The sequence below is a fragment of the Phaeobacter sp. QD34_24 genome (genome assembly GCF_028890115.1).
Taxonomy (GTDB): Bacteria; Pseudomonadota; Alphaproteobacteria; order Rhodobacterales; family Rhodobacteraceae; genus Phycobacter.
Map to the genome: position 1 here is coordinate 1 of NZ_JARCJD010000004.1, position 16637 is coordinate 16637.

Annotated in this window: 17 protein-coding genes and 1 pseudogene; 7 read left to right on the forward strand and 11 right to left on the reverse strand. The window is 63.2% G+C overall.

Features of this window, described 5'->3' with window-relative positions; translation table 11 throughout:
* Together PXK07_RS03940 and PXK07_RS03945 are read left to right on the forward strand one after the other, a co-directional pair.
* Positions 1–88, forward strand: a pseudogene (locus PXK07_RS03940) (IS5/IS1182 family transposase); the annotation flags it as partial.
* Between the two features lie 122 nt (positions 89–210).
* Entirely contained in the window at positions 211–534 is a 324-nt protein-coding gene (locus PXK07_RS03945) for a hypothetical protein (protein ID WP_274846893.1), read from the forward strand.
* 37 nt (positions 535–571) lie between these two features.
* On the opposite strand, the gene dxs is transcribed toward PXK07_RS03945, so the two are convergent.
* The 6 genes from dxs to PXK07_RS03975 all read right to left on the reverse strand — a co-directional run bounded on the left by dxs (position 572) and on the right by PXK07_RS03975 (position 5753).
* On the reverse strand, positions 572–2500 hold the full coding sequence (gene dxs / locus PXK07_RS03950; RefSeq protein ID WP_274846894.1) for a 1-deoxy-D-xylulose-5-phosphate synthase: 1929 nt from the start codon (positions 2498–2500) through the stop codon (positions 572–574).
* Positions 2501–2541: 41 nt separating this feature from the next.
* Complete coding sequence (locus tag PXK07_RS03955; RefSeq protein ID WP_342455858.1) at positions 2542–3426, reverse strand: polyprenyl synthetase family protein; 885 nt, start codon at positions 3424–3426, stop codon at positions 2542–2544.
* A gap of 4 nt (positions 3427–3430) precedes the next feature.
* Positions 3431–3679: an exodeoxyribonuclease VII small subunit gene (locus PXK07_RS03960; RefSeq protein ID WP_274846895.1), complete on the reverse strand. Its 249-nt coding sequence runs from the start codon at positions 3677–3679 to the stop codon at positions 3431–3433.
* A gap of 175 nt (positions 3680–3854) precedes the next feature.
* Complete coding sequence (locus tag PXK07_RS03965) at positions 3855–4340, reverse strand: hypothetical protein (protein ID WP_274846896.1); 486 nt, start codon at positions 4338–4340, stop codon at positions 3855–3857.
* 202 nt (positions 4341–4542) lie between these two features.
* Positions 4543–5244, reverse strand: a complete 702-nt coding sequence (locus PXK07_RS03970; RefSeq protein ID WP_274846897.1) for a response regulator — start codon at positions 5242–5244, stop codon at positions 4543–4545.
* Positions 5241–5753, reverse strand: coding sequence for a MarR family winged helix-turn-helix transcriptional regulator (locus tag PXK07_RS03975; RefSeq protein ID WP_274846898.1), 513 nt, complete (start codon positions 5751–5753; stop codon positions 5241–5243). The genes PXK07_RS03970 and PXK07_RS03975 overlap by 4 nt, the downstream gene beginning before the upstream one ends.
* Before the next feature lie 190 nt (positions 5754–5943).
* Here PXK07_RS03975 and PXK07_RS03980 point away from each other — a divergent pair, with 190 nt between their 5' ends.
* Complete coding sequence (locus PXK07_RS03980; RefSeq protein WP_274846899.1) at positions 5944–6810, forward strand: branched-chain amino acid aminotransferase; 867 nt, start codon at positions 5944–5946, stop codon at positions 6808–6810.
* 100 nt (positions 6811–6910) lie between these two features.
* Here PXK07_RS03980 and PXK07_RS03985 read toward each other — a convergent pair whose 3' ends face one another.
* On the reverse strand, positions 6911–7339 hold the full coding sequence (locus tag PXK07_RS03985; RefSeq protein WP_274846900.1) for an organic hydroperoxide resistance protein: 429 nt from the start codon (positions 7337–7339) through the stop codon (positions 6911–6913).
* A gap of 111 nt (positions 7340–7450) precedes the next feature.
* On the opposite strand from PXK07_RS03985, the gene PXK07_RS03990 reads away from it, so the two are divergent.
* Positions 7451–7882 (forward strand): MarR family winged helix-turn-helix transcriptional regulator, encoded by a 432-nt coding sequence (locus PXK07_RS03990; RefSeq protein ID WP_274846901.1) that lies wholly within the window; start codon positions 7451–7453, stop codon positions 7880–7882.
* 119 nt (positions 7883–8001) lie between these two features.
* Complete coding sequence (locus tag PXK07_RS03995; RefSeq protein ID WP_274846902.1) at positions 8002–9564, forward strand: alkaline phosphatase D family protein; 1563 nt, start codon at positions 8002–8004, stop codon at positions 9562–9564.
* A 60-nt stretch (positions 9565–9624) separates the two neighbouring features.
* Here the strand turns inward: PXK07_RS03995 and PXK07_RS04000 are convergent, their stop codons facing one another.
* On the reverse strand, positions 9625–10566 hold the full coding sequence (locus PXK07_RS04000) for a DMT family transporter (protein ID WP_274846903.1): 942 nt from the start codon (positions 10564–10566) through the stop codon (positions 9625–9627).
* Positions 10567–10662: 96 nt separating this feature from the next.
* Between PXK07_RS04000 and PXK07_RS04005 the strand changes: the two genes are divergently transcribed.
* Positions 10663–12165: a malonate--CoA ligase gene (locus PXK07_RS04005; protein ID WP_274846904.1), complete on the forward strand. Its 1503-nt coding sequence runs from the start codon at positions 10663–10665 to the stop codon at positions 12163–12165.
* Positions 12166–12269: 104 nt separating this feature from the next.
* Here PXK07_RS04005 and PXK07_RS04010 read toward each other — a convergent pair whose 3' ends face one another.
* Positions 12270–12896, reverse strand: a complete 627-nt coding sequence (locus PXK07_RS04010; RefSeq protein ID WP_274846905.1) for a cation transporter — start codon at positions 12894–12896, stop codon at positions 12270–12272.
* A 73-nt stretch (positions 12897–12969) separates the two neighbouring features.
* On the opposite strand from PXK07_RS04010, the gene PXK07_RS04015 reads away from it, so the two are divergent.
* Entirely contained in the window at positions 12970–13389 is a 420-nt protein-coding gene (locus tag PXK07_RS04015) for a MerR family transcriptional regulator (protein WP_274846906.1), read from the forward strand.
* 9 nt (positions 13390–13398) lie between these two features.
* Here PXK07_RS04015 and PXK07_RS04020 read toward each other — a convergent pair whose 3' ends face one another.
* Positions 13399–14433, reverse strand: coding sequence for an ACP S-malonyltransferase (locus PXK07_RS04020; protein ID WP_274846907.1), 1035 nt, complete (start codon positions 14431–14433; stop codon positions 13399–13401).
* The gene (locus tag PXK07_RS04025; protein WP_274846908.1) at positions 14430–16619 is read right to left on the reverse strand and encodes a dehydrogenase E1 component subunit alpha/beta; all 2190 of its coding nucleotides are present in this window, start codon (positions 16617–16619) and stop codon (positions 14430–14432) included. The genes PXK07_RS04020 and PXK07_RS04025 overlap by 4 nt, the downstream gene beginning before the upstream one ends.
* Positions 16620–16637: the final 18 nt, after the last annotated feature.

A 16637-nucleotide genomic window follows, 5' to 3' on the forward strand; every position in this document is an offset into this window, starting at 1 on the left:
GCGACGTGTCGCAACCCGCTACGACAGGTGCCCAAAGGTCTTCCTGTCAGCCATCGCACTCGCAGCGCTCGTCATTTACTGGCTATGAGTCCTGACCCTAATGCGCGCCCGCGCTATTCGGAACTAGTCTTCTTCGCCGTGGTTGCATTTCTGCTCCAAGTTGCTTTGATAGTGGCATTATTCATTTGATGCTTCTTATAGGTGACGAAGTTGGAGCCTCCCAGTTCTGAGAGAGATAGTAACGACAAGGAAGTTGTCGAGCTACGGATATTAATTGCTTCACTTCAGGGGCAACTCAGTAAAACTCCAGGCCGGTTTGAGTATTTTACCACTGTCTTGGGGGTAGTAACTTTGTTGACTGGTGTGTTCGCTACAGCCTTTTTTCTTGTTGTTGACAAAAGCCAAAGGGACTTCGAGGCTCAAGTCATTAGTATCATCGAAGAAAGAGAAAAGGCCCAAGCGGAAGAGTTAAACGACTTGCTCATGATGTTTAAGGATAAAATACCAAGCACTCCGAAGGCGCCGCTTGAGTAACGAGTTTGCGTGATGCTCAGGGCTGGGTCATCTCGAGTTAGGCCCGCTTTTCCCCAATCGTGGCGATGCCCAGCACCTCCAGCACCTTGGCTTCGATCTGGGGGGCGTTCATGGCGGCCACGTCGTACATGTCCTTGGGGCTGGCCTGATCGATGAAGGTATCGGGCAGCACCATGGACCGGTACTTGAAGCCGCTATCGAACACGCCCTCATCCGCCAAAAGCTGCGCCACATGGCTGCCGAAGCCGCCTACAGCGCCTTCCTCGATGGTGATCAGCGCCTCGTGATCACTCGCCAGCTGCAAGATCATGTCGCGGTCCAGCGGTTTGGCAAAGCGCGCATCGGCAATCGTCGGCGTGATCCCCTTGGCCGCGAGCGCCTCGGCGGCTTTTTTCACCTCTCCCAGGCGGGTGCCGAAGGACAGGATCGCGACGCGGGCACCTTTCTGGATCATTCGGCCCTTGCCGATCTCCAGAATTTGCGCCTCTTCGGGCATTTCGACGCCTTCGCCCTCACCACGCGGATAGCGGAAGGCGATGGGGCCGTCGTCATGGGCGGCGGCGGTGGCGACCATATGCTTCAGCTCGGCCTCGTCGGCGGCGGCCATCACCACCATGCCGGGCAGGTTGGCCATATAGGCGATATCGTAGCTGCCCGCATGGGTGGCGCCGTCGGCGCCCACCAGACCGGCGCGGTCGATGGCGAAACGCACCGGCAGGCGCTGGATCGCCACGTCATGCACCACCTGGTCATAGCCGCGCTGCAGGAAGGTGGAATACATGGCGCAGAAGGGCTTCATCCCGCCGGCGGCCAGGGCGGCGGCAAAGGTGACGCCATGCTGTTCGGCAATCCCCACGTCAAAGGTGCGGGAGGGGTAGCGCTCTGCCATCAGGCCAAGGCCGGTGCCATCGGGCATGGCGGCGGTCACCGCACAGATCTTGTCGTCCTTGGCGGCCAGCTTCACCAGCTCGTTGCCAAAGACCGAGGTATAGGAGGGCGCGTTGGAGGGCGGCTTGTTCTGCTTGCCGGTCACCACGTCAAAGGTCGCCGTTGCGTGGCCCTTGTCATCGGCGCGCTCGGCGGGGGCATAGCCCTTGCCCTTTTTCGTCAGCACATGGATCAGGATCGGACCCGAGGCGCGCGCCTTCACGGTACGCAGCACCGGCAGAAGCTGGTCCATGTCATGCCCGTCGATGGGGCCGAGATAGGAAAAGCCAAGGGATTCGAACAGGGTGCCGCCCACGGCCATGCCCTTGAGCATGTCCTTGGCGCGTTTGGCGCCCTCGCGGAAGGGTTCCGGCAGCAGCGATGCGGCGCCCTTGGCGACGGCTTTCAGCTCCTGGAAGGGTTCCTCGGCATAAAGGCGGCTGAGGTAGGAGGACAGCGCCCCCACCGGCTGGGCGATCGACATTTCGTTGTCGTTGAGGATCACGATCAGGCGCTTGCCCAGGTGGCCCGCGTTGTTCATCGCCTCGAAGGCCATGCCGCCGGACATGGCGCCGTCGCCGATCACCGCGATGGCATCGCCCAGACCCTCGGGGATGTTGCCGCCCAGATCGCGCGCCACGGAGAACCCAAGGGCCGCACTGATCGAGGTAGAGCTATGGGCGGCGCCAAAGGGATCATAGGGGGATTCGGATCGCTTGGTGAAACCGGACAGGCCGCCCTTCTTGCGCAGGGTGCGGATACGGTCGCGACGCCCGGTCAGGATCTTGTGCGGATAGCATTGGTGCGAGACATCCCAGATCAGCTTGTCGCGCGGCGTCTCGAAGACCGCATGCAGCGCCACGGTCAGTTCCACCACACCCAGGCCCGCGCCCAGGTGGCCACCGGTTTCGGAAACGGCAGAGATCGTCTCCTGGCGTAGCTCGTCTGCAACCTGCACCAGCTGGCGGTCGCTGAGGCCCTTCAGATCTGCCGGGCGGGCGATCTGGTCGAGTAGCGGGGTGTGGGGCCTCTCTGACATGGCTCCTCCTCAGGAGTGGCGCGGCGGGGGCTGCGCTTTGGTTAGCTGTCGCGCGAGATAACGAAGCGCGCGGCGTCCTTCAAGGTTGCGGCCCCCTCTCCATAGGGGGAAAGCGCGGCGCATGCGGTCTCGCACAACTCTTTTGCGCGGGCTTTTGCCGCCTCCAGTCCCAACAGGGACACGAACGTGGCCTTGCCAGCGGTTTCATCCTTGCGCAGGGCCTTGCCGACCTTGGCGACGTCACCCTCAATATCCAAGATGTCGTCAGCGATCTGAAAGGCAAGGCCCAAGGCGCTGGCATAGGCACGTAAAGCACCTGCATCGGCACCTGCCAGAACGGCGCCGGCGGTGGCGGACCATTCGATCAGGCAGCCGGTCTTGCGGGCCTGAAGCCGGGTGATCTCATCCAGGGTGAGCGGGGCGGCGGCGGTTTCGGCGGCGATATCCAGCATCTGCCCGGAGACCATGCCATCCTTGCCGGCCGAGGCGGCCAGCGCCCGGATCAGTGGCAGGGCATGCACACCCATGTGATCGGAAGAGAGGAGCTCGAAGGCAAAGCTCTGCAGGGCATCCCCGGCGAGCGTCGCGGTGGCCTCGTCCCATTTTCGGTGCAGGGTGGGCTGGCCCCGGCGCAGATCGTCATCGTCCATGCAGGGCAGGTCGTCATGCACCAGCGAATAGGCATGGATGCATTCGATGGCCAGTGCCGCATCCAGCGCCGCCGTTTCATCCACCCCGTGCAGGCGGGCGCTTTCCAGCACCAGGAAGCCGCGCAGCATCTTGCCGCCCAGCATGGCATAGCGCATGGCGTCATGCAGCTGGTCGTCGCCGGTCAGCCTTTTGTGCATATGAGCGGTGATACGGGTCTGCGCGTCCAGAAGCGCAGGTTTGAAGGCCTGCGCGCCGGTCTTGGTCGTGGCGGTCATCCCGTCAGCCCGCATCCAGCGGCTGGGTGCCTGTCGGAGTGCCACTGGCATCCAGGGTGATGGCGGCGACCTTTTCCTCGGCGCGCTTCAGCTCGTCCTCGCAGCGTTTCTTCAGGGCCGCACCGCGCTCATACAGCGCGATCGAGTCATCCAGCGCCACGTCGCCGCGCTCCAGCTGGTCCACCGCGCGCTCCAGCTCGGCCATGGCCTGTTCAAAGCTCATCTCTTCGACGGGGGTCTGGGTCTCACTCATCTGGCTGCCTTTGTCGATCTTGCTCTGTCCACATGTCCCGCAAGCCGGTTCAGCTTGGGCGGGCAGGCCGTTCAGAACATATCCAAGACGCAAAGTCGAGGTGATAAGGCCGCGCAAAGGGGCGATGGATGGCAGATCAAACCGGGATTGGCCTATGCCGGCGAAGGACGCTGACCTAGCCCAGCTCTTCCTGGCACGCGATGGCGGCCTCCAGCCCGACATAGGTGCCGCCGAGATCGATGGCCATGACCTCTCCGTACTCATTATAGAGCGTCATCGTGTATTTCTCGGCGATGTCGAACAGGAAACCCGGGTTGGTGAAATAGATATCCGCGCCGGGCACGCCATTGAGGTAGATGCCGGTGGCCTCGCCGTTGTATTCCTGCCCGTCCAGATCGAAGAGGATCGGATAGGCGGCGCCTTCCTCGATGGATCCCCAGGCCTCGTTAAAGGCGGTGACATAGCCCGCGCCCGCATTGCGGTCGAAACCGATGCGCACCACCGAACCATCCTGATAGGCGGCCTGGATCAGGCAGCCATCGCCAAGGCTTGGGTCGATCATCACGTCCCAACCGCCTGCGGTGCCCCATTGTTCCAGGCCCTGTGCCGTTGCCGCCAGCGGCAGCATCGCGGCAAGTACGGCATATGTGATACGTTTCATTTGGTTGTCCCTCCCGTTGACCATGGGCACGCTGAGTGTCAGCCGGTGTGTCATCCGGCGCCCGTCTACTTGGTACTCTACTTGGTACGTGGTGCAGCCTTGCCAGGCCTGCCTCAAGACAGGGCTGGGCAGCGTCACTGCCTGAGAGGTTAAACGATTTTGCGCAATCTGCCTTCAGAAAATCCCCGAAGCGATGCTGTGGTCAATCCGGCGCCAGCATATAGCCCGCGCCGCGCACGGTTTGCAGGTATTGCGGCTGTTTGGGATCGGCTTCGATCTTGCGGCGCAGACGGGTGATCTGCACATCCACCGCGCGTTCCTGCGCCTGGCCGCGGTCACGGCCCAGGTCCTCGACCAGCTTGGCACGGCTGACCGGCTCGCCGGGGCAGGCGGAGAAGATCTTCATCAGCTGGACCTCGGTGCCGGTGAGGCGGATCAGCTCATCGCCCTGCCACATCTCGCCCCGTTCGATATCATAGCGGATATCGCCAAGATGCAGCACCTTGGGCGCGCTGTCCTCGGCTACCGTATCGGGAATGCGCCGCAGGATCGCGTTAACGCGCAGCAAGAGTTCCTTGGGTTCGAACGGTTTCGACAGATAGTCGTCGGCGCCTGCCTCAAGCCCGGCAATCCGGTCCGGGGTTTCGCCCTTGGCCGTCAAGAGCAGGATCGGCGTTGCCATGGTTTCGCGCAAAGAGCGCGTCAGGCTGACGCCATCCTCTCCCGGCATCATCACGTCCATGATGATCAGGTCGAAATCGAGTCCCGCCAACAGCCGCCGGGCATGGGCGCCGTCGCGGGCTGCGGTGACCAGGAAACCGGCCCGCATCAGGAACTTCTTCAGCAGGCTGCGGATGCGTTCATCGTCATCGACGATCATCAGATGGGCTTCGGGGCTGCTCATGATCCGGTTTCCCGCAGTTTGGCATAGGCGCGGCGCATGTCCGGATCCATCATTGCTTCCAGCACCTTCTTGAACCCCTGCACCGCCTCGGGGCCGGCCTCCTTGTAGGCGGCGCGCATGCGGGCGCGCTGGGCGTCCGACAGGGCTGTTTCCAGGGCGGTGCCCTTGTCGGCCAGGAACAGGTGACGTTCGCGTTTGTCGGCGGTGCCGATGCGGCTTTCGACCAGCCCGTCCTCGATCAGGGTGCGTAACACGCGGTTCAGGGACTGTTTGGTCACGCCGAGGATGGTCAGCAGGTTGTTCACCGTGGTGCCCGGCGCCCGGTTGATGAAGTGGATCGCCCGGTGGTGCGCCCGCCCGTAGGCCATCTCGGCCAGGATCCGGTCGGGATCGGCGGTAAAGCCCCGATAGGCAAAGAACATTGCCTCGATCCCCTGGCGCAGCTGCTCATCGGTCAGAAATAACAGGCTTTCGCCGCCAAATCCCTGCCCTGATCGCCCTTCCGGCATGGCAGTCCCCCCTAAATGATACTCTTCCGGATGGTGATCCGGCCTGCTCTCACAGGCAGTTTAAGTCAGCGTTATTGACATTCCAAGGGTGAAGATGTATCGAATCGCAGCTTTGGCGCAACAATATGTCCGGTTCGGTCATTTCAGGCGCAACTTATGAAAATATCGATGGATTTAGGGGAGGTGCGGCATGGCCGGATATGATGACCGTGACGGATTGATCTGGATGGACGGCGAAATGGTCGAATGGCGGGATGCCAAGGTGCATATCCTGACCCATGCGATGCATTATGCCTCCTCCGTGTTCGAGGGCGAGCGCGCCTATAACGGCAAGATCTTCAAGAGCCGCGAACATTCCGAACGTCTGATGGCCTCGGCCAAGGCGCTGGACATGCCGATGCCCTATACCGTGGACGAAATCGAGGCGGCCAAGGAAGAGACCCTGAAGGCCTCGGGGCTGACCGACGCCTATGTGCGCGCGCTGGTCTGGCGCGGCGCGGGCGAGGACATGGGCGTGGCTTCGGCCAAGAATCCGGTGCGGATGGCGGTGGCCGTCTGGGGCTGGGGCGCCTATTATGGCGACGCCAAGATGCAGGGCGCCAAGCTGGATATCGCGGAATGGAAACGGCCCAGCCCGGAGACCATCCCGGTGCACGCCAAGGCGGCGGGTCTTTACATGATCTGCACCATCTCCAAGCACAAGGCAGAGGCCAAGGGCTGCTCGGATGCGCTGTTCATGGATTACCGCGGCTATGTGGCCGAAGCGACCGGTGCCAATATCTTCTTCGTGAAGGATGGCGAGGTGCATACGCCGAAACCCGATTGCTTCCTCAACGGGATCACCCGGCAGACCGTGATCGGCATGCTGAAGGAGCGCGGCATCACCGTGCATGAGCGCCACATCCTGCCCGAGGAAATGGAAGGCTTCGAGCAGTGCTGGCTGACCGGCACCGCCGCCGAGGTGACCCCGGTGGGCGAGATCGGCCCCTACACGTTTGAAGTGGGTCAGATGACCCGCGAGATCGCCGAAGCCTACGAGGCGCTGGTGCGCAGCTGATCGCACTGGGCTGTTATCAAGATGCAAAAGCGCGGACCGAATGGCCCGCGCTTTTTCAGTTTCAGCACCTGCGGTGCCGGGAGTGCCTTGTGGAAGGCGATCAGACCACCTCGGTGGTGACTTCGATATTGCCACGGGTGGCATTGGAGTAGGGGCAGATGGCGTGGCCCGCATCGGCGATGCGCTGCACCTCAGCCTTGTCGACGCCGGGCATGGAGACTTTCAGCTTCACCTCAAGGCCAAAGCCGCCGCTCTCGCTGGGGCCGATCCCGACCTCTGCATCGACCGAGACATCGTCGGGAACCTTGGCCAGGGTCGCATCCTGGGTGGTGGCGAATTTCATCGCGCCGATATAGCAGGCGGCATAGCCCGCGGCGAACAGTTGCTCGGGGTTGCTGCCCTTGCCGCCGCCGCCCATTTCCTTTGGCGGATCCAGGTCCAGGGTGACCTCGCTGCCGTGGATGCTGGCCTTGCCGTCGCGCCCGCCGGTTGCGGTGGCGCCTGCGGTGTAGATTGCGTTGATGGACATCTCGTCTCCTTGTTGACTCGCGCGTTTTTATATCGTGCGCGATAGAAATAGCAGGCCGATCCCGAAAATCAAGCGCTTGCGATTAAAGCGTGCGCGACATAAACCCACCTCATGACCTCTGCGCTGACAATCGACGATCTGCTGTGTTTTTCGCTCTACTCGGCGAACCACGCGCTGACGCGGCTGTATCGCCCGTTGTTGGAGCCCTTGGGGCTGACCTACCCGCAATACCTGGTGCTGGTGGCCCTGTGGGAGCAGGACGCGCAAAAGGTCAGCGATCTGGGCAAGCGGCTGGATCTTGAGACCAACACGCTGACGCCTTTGCTGAAACGGATGGAGAGCGCGGGCTACCTCAGCCGTCGGCGCAACCCGCAGGATGAGCGCAGCCTGATCGTGTCACTTACCGACAAGGGGGCGGGGCTCAAGGGCGAGGCGCGCCATATCTCTACCTGCGTGATCGAGGCAATGGGCGGGGACCTGGAAGAGCTGATCGAGCTGCGCGATCGGGTCAATGCCCTGCGCGCGCGGATCGACCAGGCCTGAGCGCAAGCCGCCGGTCTTCACAAAACATTTTCCAAAGTTTCATTTTGATCCCGTGGTACTTTTACATTCCCGGGGTCTGTCTGGCGCCACCTATCCAATTGCAACAGACAGGGTTTGTCATGTCTTCTCATCGCTTTATGCGTCCCAGCCGCCGGGCCTTCCTGGCGGGCGGTACCGCTTTTGCCGCCGCGCTGGCGGCGCCTTCGATTTCCCGCGCCGGCGCGCGCCCGATCTTTACCCACGGTGTTCAGTCGGGTGACGTCAACACCATGTCCGGCATGATCTGGACCCGCACCGACCGCCCCGCGCGGGTGATGATGGAAGTCTCCACCACCGAGAGCTTTGCCAATGCGCGCCAGCTGACGCCGATGAACGCGCTGCCCGGAAGCGATTTCGCGGTAAAGCGCATGGTGGACGGTCTGCCGTCCGATCAGGATATCTTCTACCGCTTCGTGGCGGCGGATCTGAACGACCTGCAGGCCACGTCAGAACCCATCGTCGGCCAGTTCCGCACCGCCCCCACCGCGCGCCGCGATGTGCGGTTTGCCTGGTCGGGCGACACCGCCGGTCAGGGCTGGGGCATCGATGACGAAGGCATGCGCACCTATGCCACCATGGCCCAGCACCGCCCCGATTTCTTCATCCACTCGGGCGACACCATCTATGCCGACGGCCCGATGAAGGATGAGGTCGAAAAGGACGGCAAGCTGATCTGGAAGAACGCCACCCTGATCGAGGAAAAGCGCAAAGTGGCCGAGACGCTGGACGAGTTCCGCGGCCAGTGGAAATACAACATGATGGACGAGCACGTGCGCGCGATGAACGCGCTCTGCCCGACCTTCTTCCAGTGGGATGACCACGAGGTGGTGAACAACTGGTCGGATGCCAAGGACCTGAGCGGCGATGATCGCTACACCGAGAAGAACGTGCATGTGCTGGCGTCCCGGTCGGCGCAGGCCTTCCACGAGATGACCCCGATCAGCTACACCCCTGCCGAGCCGGGCCGGGTCTACCGCAAGATCGGCTATGGTCCGATGCTGGACGTCTTCTTCCTGGATCTGCGCAGCTACCGTGCGGGCAATAGCTTGGGCCTGCAGAACAACCCCGCCGATGAGGCCACCACGCTTTTGGGTGCCGAGCAGATCGCATGGCTCAAGCGTGAGCTGGTGAAATCCACCGCCACCTGGAAGGTCATCGCCTGCGATATGCCGATCGGCCTTGTGGTCCGCGATGGCGAGCGGGTCGAGGCGATCTCGAACGGTGACAACGGTAGCGCCAAGGGCCGCGAATTCGAAATCGCCGACCTCTTGCGCTTCATCAAGGCCGCGAAGATCGACAATACCGTCTGGTTCACCGCCGATGTGCACTACACCGCCGCGCATTACTACAACCCGGACAAGGCCGCCTTCCAGGATTTCGAACCGTTCTGGGAATTCGTCTCGGGCCCGCTCCATGCCGGCACCTTTGGCCCGAATGCGCTGGATGGCACCTTTGGCCCCGAGGTCAAGTTCGTGAAGGCCCCGAAAGAGGGCGAAGCCAACCTGCCGCCCTCCGAAGGGTTGCAGTTCTTCGGCCTGGTGGACATCGACGGTGCCACCCAGCAGATGACCGTGCGCCTGATGGACCGTGCCGATCAGGAGCTGTGGAAGATCACCCTGGATCCCAAGGGCACCCGCATCTGACCCTTTGACCCGAGATCGAAATCAGCATTGGCCTCGGCGTAACTGCCGGGGCCAATTGCCTTACCCGCCCTTGGGGTCGGTGAGGGAGCGTGCCTTGCCGCGTTCCAGCCCCAGGCGGCTTTCGCGCCAGATCACCAGCGCGTTGCCCGCGATCACCAGCGTGGCCCCTGCCAGCATGACAAAGGTTGGCAGCTCGTCGAACCAGAAATATCCTAGCAGGATCGCGAAAATCATCGAGACATAGTCATAGGGCGCCAACATCGAGGCAGGCGCAAACCGGTAGGAGGAGGTCACAAGGATCTGCGCAATGCCACCCACCAGGCCGGCGCCGATCAGCATCGCCAGAACCTCGGCGCTGGGCATCACCCAGCCAAAGGGCAGCGTCAGCAGCGCCAGGGCCGAAGCGGTCAGCGAGAAGTAGAAGACGATGGCGGCGGTCGGCTCGGTCATCACCATGCGGCGCACGTGGATCTGCACGAACCCCCGCGCGATGGTCGCCCCCAGCACCAAGAGCGCGCCCAGCGTCGCCCCGTCCGACAGATCCGCACCGGACCCAAGGCGCGGCCAGATCATGATCATCACCCCGACCAGGCCGATGGCGACAGCGGTGATGCGCACCAGGCGGATGGTCTCCCCCAAGAACATCGCCGCCAGGATCAGCGTGAAGATCGGCGTGGCATAGCCGATGGCGGTGACCTCTGGCAGCGGCAACAGACCGAGACCGAGGAAGGTCATCCCCATGGCCGAGGTTCCGACCAAGCCCCGCCAGACATGCACCATCGGGTTCTTCGTCTTCAGCCCTTCCCGCAGATCCCCGCGCAGGGCCAGCCAGACGACAATGACGGGGATCGCAAAGAAGGAGCGGAAGAACACCGCCTCACCCGCCGGAACCTGCTCGGTTGCGGCTTTGATCAATGCTGACAGAATGGTGAACAAGCCGATCGCCGCCACCTTGAGCAGAATCGCCAGGATAGGTCGATGCGATGTTAAGGGTTTTGTCATGGGCGGAAATCTGCGCCTGTGGGCGGCAAAGATCAATGGCTTGATTTCACGTCCCGCCTTGGCGCAGATAGCGGCATTTGATGAAGGATGCTGCCGATGTATGACGCCAACCACCTGATTTCCCGTCTGCGCGCGGCCTCTATCAGCCATGAGACGCGCAATTTTGCCACCTTCCCGGCGCGGGCCAGCATGACCTTTGGCGAGCTGTTCGCAGGGGCCGAGCGCAACGCGGCGGCCTTGGTCGGGATGGGGGTCAAACCCGGTGACCGGGTGGCGGTGCAGGTGGAAAAGACCATCGAGGCGATCCAGCTTTATCTTGGCACGGTGATGGCGGGGGGCGTCTTCCTGCCCTTGAACACCGCCTATACCACCCCCGAGGTGGCCTATTTCCTGCGCGATGCCAACCCCCGCGTTCTGGTCTGCGATCCCGCCCGCGCCGATGACCTGGCCGAGGTGGCAGGCGATGCCCGCGCGGTGACGCTGGATGGCAAGGGCCTTGGCAGCCTGACCGATGCCGTCGTGGGGCGTGGCGGCTTTGATCCTGTGCCACGCGGGCCGGACGATCTGGCGGCGATCCTATATACCTCGGGCACCACGGGGCGCTCCAAGGGGGCGATGCTGAGCCACGCAAACCTTGCCTCCAATTCAGTGATGCTGCGCGATTACTGGCAGTTCACCGACCAGGACGTATTGATCCATGCGCTGCCGATCTTCCACACCCACGGGCTGTTCGTGGCGACTAATGTGGCCCTTTTGGCCGGGGCGCGGCTGGTGTTCCTGAAGGGCTTCAACGCTGACGAGATATTGGAGGCCATGCCACGCGCCACCGCACTGATGGGGGTGCCGACCTTCTACACCCGTCTTCTGGCGGATCCGCGCCTGACGCGGGAGCGGGCCGAGAACATGCGCCTGTTCATCTCAGGCTCGGCGCCGCTTCTGGTGGATACGCATGAGGCTTGGGAGGACCGCACCGGCCACCGCATCCTCGAACGCTACGGCATGACCGAAACCAACATGAGCACCTCCAACCCCTATGAGGGTGAACGCCGCGCGGGCACCGTGGGTTTTCCCCTGCCGGGGGTCGAGGCGCGGATCATGGCCGATGGCAAAGAGGTGGCACAGGGGGAGATCGGCGTCTTGCATGTGCGCGGGGCGAATGTGTTCCAAGGCTACTGGCAGATGCCGGAGAAGACCGCCGAGGAACTGCTGCCCGATGGCTGGTTCATCACCGGCGACATGGCCCGGATGGACGAAGACGGTTATGTCACCATCGTGGGCCGGGAAAAGGATCTGGTGATCACCGGCGGCTTCAACGTCTACCCGAAAGAGGTGGAAGGCCTGATCGATGATCTGCCCGGCGTGCTGGAAAGTGCTGTGATCGGCGTGCCGCATCCCGATTTCGGCGAGGCGGTGGTGGCCGTGGTGGTTCCCACGGGCGAAGGCACCAGTGCCGAGGCTGTGAAGGCCGCACTGTCGGGTCAGCTGGCGAAGTTCAAGCAGCCCAAAGAGGTGATCCTGCTCGACGCCCTGCCGCGTAACACCATGGGAAAGGTGCAGAAAAAAGCCCTGCGCGAGGAATACGCCAGGCTGTTTGCCTGAGAGGCCTATCCTTCTGACCGCCTGGGACAAAGGCCCGGGCAGCGCCCGAACCGCCCCCCACGGGGCGGGCGCTTCACGCCCACCCCGCCGGTTCGTGCACTCCCCTAATGCTGATGCGCCAGATCCTCGCGGCGTTCCTGAATGGCCTGCACCAGGATCTGCCAGGCTGAATTCAGAAACAGCCCTGCCATGATCCCCGCGACGATCAGATCCGGCCAGCCGGTGGCGGTGCCCCAGACCCCCAGCGCCGCGATCATCACCGCCACATTGCCGATGGCATCATTGCGCGAACACAGCCAGACCGAGCGCACATTGGCATCCCCATCCTTGTAGGCGGCCAGAAGCAGCACCGAGGTCACATTCGCCGCCAGCGCCATGAACCCGATGACGCCCATCACCTCGGCCTGCGGAACGCCCAGCACAAAGACGTGGTAGAGGGTCGAGCCGAACACCCAGATCCCCATCAACAACAGGCTGATTCCCTTGGCCAGCGCCGCCAGCGCGCGAGTGCGCAGGCTGGCGCCGATGACCGCCAGCGAGATCCCGTAGGTCAGCGCATCACCGAGGAAATCCAGCGCGTCTGCCTTCAGCGCCTGACTGCCTGCCACCTGGCCCGCGCCCATCTCGACCGCAAACATGCCCGCGTTGATCGCGATCACCACCCACAGGCGCCGTTTATAGGCCGCCGACATCCCATCAAACCGCGCCTCATGCCCGCAACATCCTGCCATGACCCTTGTCCTTTGTTCCGATTCGAGGTCAACCTAATGGCTCTAGTCACTAGAGGTTCAAGAGGGGTCCGCGATGTTTTCCATTGGCGCGCTGTCCAAGGCCACCGGGGTCAAGGTGCCCACCATCCGTTATTACGAGGAGATCGGCCTGTTACCGCCTGCCGGGCGCAACGCGGGCAACCAGCGCCGCTATGGGCAGGAGGGGCTGGAGGCGCTGGGCTTCATCAAGCACGCCCGCGACCTTGGCTTTGCGCTGGAGGACATCAAGGTGCTGATGGACCTCGATGGCGAACTTGGCACCGATTGCGCCGAGGCCAACCGCATCGCATGCGCCCAGCTGGACCAGGTCCGTGCGCGCATTGCGAGGCTCGAGCAGCTTGCGACGGAGCTGGAGCGCATTGCCCATCTCTGCGATGGTGGCAATGGAGGACAATGCAAGGTGCTGACGGCGCTCGGCGATCACAGCCAATGCGCCGCCGATCATGGGTCCTGAGCCTAGGTTCTAGCCGGTGACCAATGCCCGCTGCGCGTCGTCTCCCATGGAGATCAGCAAGGGCGCCTCTGCCTGACGCGCCTTGAAGGCCTCCTTGCCTGTCATCCCCTGCCAGCCTGTGTGCACCAGCGATTGCGCGACGGCGCCGCCCAGGGTGGTGCCGGGGCCGGTGACGATGAACAGGTCCGGTGCGAATTCCAATGCCGCGTTTTGGATTGCGCGGGTGAAATCGTAGGCCTCCACCACCTGATGGCCGAGCGTGTAATCCCAAAGTGCCTGCGTATCGGTGGCGCCGGGCCACCAGACCTGTCCGCGCCCATCGATCAGGGGAACTTCGGGCTGGGTGAACATCTGCGCGTCCAGCCGTTTGCGTCCCTCGGCGGCGACGGGGGCTTGAAGGGCGGTGTGAAAGGCCGCGTGATTGGCAAGGCGCATGGGGAAACGCTCATCCACCACTGGCACGGCGGCTTCAAAGGCGGCAAGCCCAGCCTCATTTCCCGCCAAGACCAGCATGCCGCCCAGATTGATCGACAGCGCCAGATCGTGACCCGCGCGGGCATTGATCTCTGCCACCTGCGCCAGCAGTGCAGCCTTGCGGGCGGGATCATCCTGCCAGTCACCGCCCGTGAAAGGGTAAACCAGCTGGCCGCCGATCAATTGCTCCTGCATCAGCGTGCCCATGGTGTTCACCACGGTGAAGCCATCGTCCGCGCTCAGCGCACCCGCAGCGGCAAGCGCGATATACCAGCCCATGGAGTTGCCGGTGACCGCGACCACCTCGATATCGCTCGCCAAGGACTGCGCATCGGCGAGGGATGCAGCATAGATCAGCGGCGAAGCGATATCTCCGCGCGAATACGTCGCGACCGAGAAACGCTCCGCCCCGTCCAGTGTGGTGACCTCCTCCTGACCGGCGGCGGCGCGCAGGGCGTCAAAGCCCGCAAACAACGCCGCCTTGTTGCCGTGGTGGCGGTGCAGGTAGCCGAGTTCCGGTTTGTTATAGGTGCCCCGGCCGGGGCAGATCAGAACGGCGGTTCGGGTCATTTGGCGCCTCCGGTCAGGTCAAGGGCGGCGGCCAGAATGCTCTCCTTCGAGGGCAGCGTCGCGGCATAGGCAGGCCCGGTGGCGATAAAGCAATCGCCTGCAGCGTGGCGTGCGAGGGAGGTGACGCCTGCTTCGGTGAACAGCGCCATCAACCCTTCGGACTGGCTGCCGGTGGTGCGGCATTCATCGACGATCAGCACATGTTTGCAGCCCTTGGTGGCCTCAATCAGCGCCTCTGCCGGCAGCGGAGCCAGCCAGCGCAAATCGACGATGCGCGTCTTGATGCCTTTTGCCTCCAGTTCGGCCTTGGCCTGCGTCGAAAGATAGCGCCCGTTGCCATAGGTCACGATGGCCAGATCGGTGCCGTCCCCGTGGACTCCGACCTCGCCGATCCCGATCCGCTGATCCGGGGCCGGGTAGCTCCGCATCCAGCCGCCGTCCTTGGCCTCATGCAGGTCGCGCATCGGATAAAGCGCGATGGGTTCGACAAAGACCACCACCCGCTGCTCCTCGCGCGCCAATCGCACTGCTTCGCGCATCATCATCGCGGCCTCGGCCCCATCCGACGGGCAGGCGATCACGATCCCCGGAATGTCGCGCAGCACCGCCAGCGAGTTGTCGTTGTGGAAATGGCCGCCAAAGCCTTTCTGATAGCCAAGCCCTGCAATGCGCAGCACCATCGGGTTGGAGAACTGCCCGTTCGAGAAGAACGGCAGCGTCGCCGCCTCGCCGCGGATCTGGTCTTCGGCGTTGTGCAGATAGGCGAGGAACTGGATTTCCGGCATCGGCAGGAAGCCGTTGTGCCCCATGCCGATGGCGAGGCCCAGGATGGATTGTTCGTCCAGGAGCGTGTCGATCATCCGGTCGGGGCCGAACCGCTGGTGCAGCTTCTGCGTCACGCCATAGACACCGCCCTTGCGGCCCACGTCCTCGCCCATCATGACGATTTCGCCATGCTCCAGCATCAGGTCGGTCAGCGCCCAGTTGATCAGTCGGGACATCGGCTGAGGTTCTTCCATGGCGCGCATGTCGCTGCCAAAGGTCTCGGCACGTTTTTCTGGCGGCACGCCATTGGTGGGCGCGCAGACCCGCGCGGGCGGGATCAGGCTGGCGGCCACATCGGCGCCGGTTTTCAGATGCGGGCGGGTGACCACCTCGGCCCTTATGCGTTCGACGCGGGCGCAGGTGTCATTGTAGATCTTCAGTGCTTCCTGCGGCTGAAGCGCGCCTGCCTCGGCCAGAAGGCGCACCGAATGGAGCAGGGGATCGTTCGCCTCATCCGATTCAACTTCGGATTTCGACAGGTAGGTGGTGGGCACATCAGCGCCGGCATGGCCGTAAAGGCGCACGGTACGAAGGTGCAGGAAGGCGGGCTTGCGGCGGGTCCGCACATATTCGGCGGCTTCCAGCGCGGTGGCGTAGGCCTCAAAGATATCCAGCCCGTCGGTCTTGAAATACTTGATGCCGGGCCGCCCCGCCATCGAGGATTCGATCCAGCCGGTGGGCGTCTTGGTGGAAATTCCGATGCCGTTATCCTCGCAGACGAACAGGAGCGGAAGTGGGATCGACTGCACCGAGGTCCAGCCTGCGGTGTTGATCGCGCCCTGCGCCGTGGAGTGGTTGGCCGAGGCATCGCCGAAGGAACACATGACGATGCTGTCATCGGCCAGGACCTGATGTTCGGGGCGATGGCGTTTGGCGGCGCCCACCGAATAGGCTGCCCCCACCGCCTTGGGCAGATGGCTGGCGATGGTGGAGGTTTGCGGCGGGATCATCAGCGCCTTCGATCCCAGCACCTTGTGCCGCCCGCCCGAAGTGGGATCCTCGGAGGAACAGGCAAAGGACAGCAGCATGTCCCAGGCAATGCGCTGCCCTGGCACCTGATCGGCGCGGGCAATTTGAAAGGCCGCATCGCGGTAATGCAGGAAGGCCATGTCATCGGCCCGCAGGGCACGGGCGACGGCGGCCATGCCCTCATGCCCCGAGGATCCGATTGTATAAAACCCCTCACCCGCCTTCTGCATGGCGCGGCTGGTCAGATCCAGCGCCCGGCTCAGCACCTGGGCGCGATAGACGGCGACGGCGGTATCGGCAGGCAGCCCCTTTCGTGGTGGGGCCCCGGTCGGCAGTTCTCCTGCCGTGACCCGGTCCAGAAAATTCTGATGCACGATCTGGGCGCGATCCATCTGACGTCCTCTTTCCTT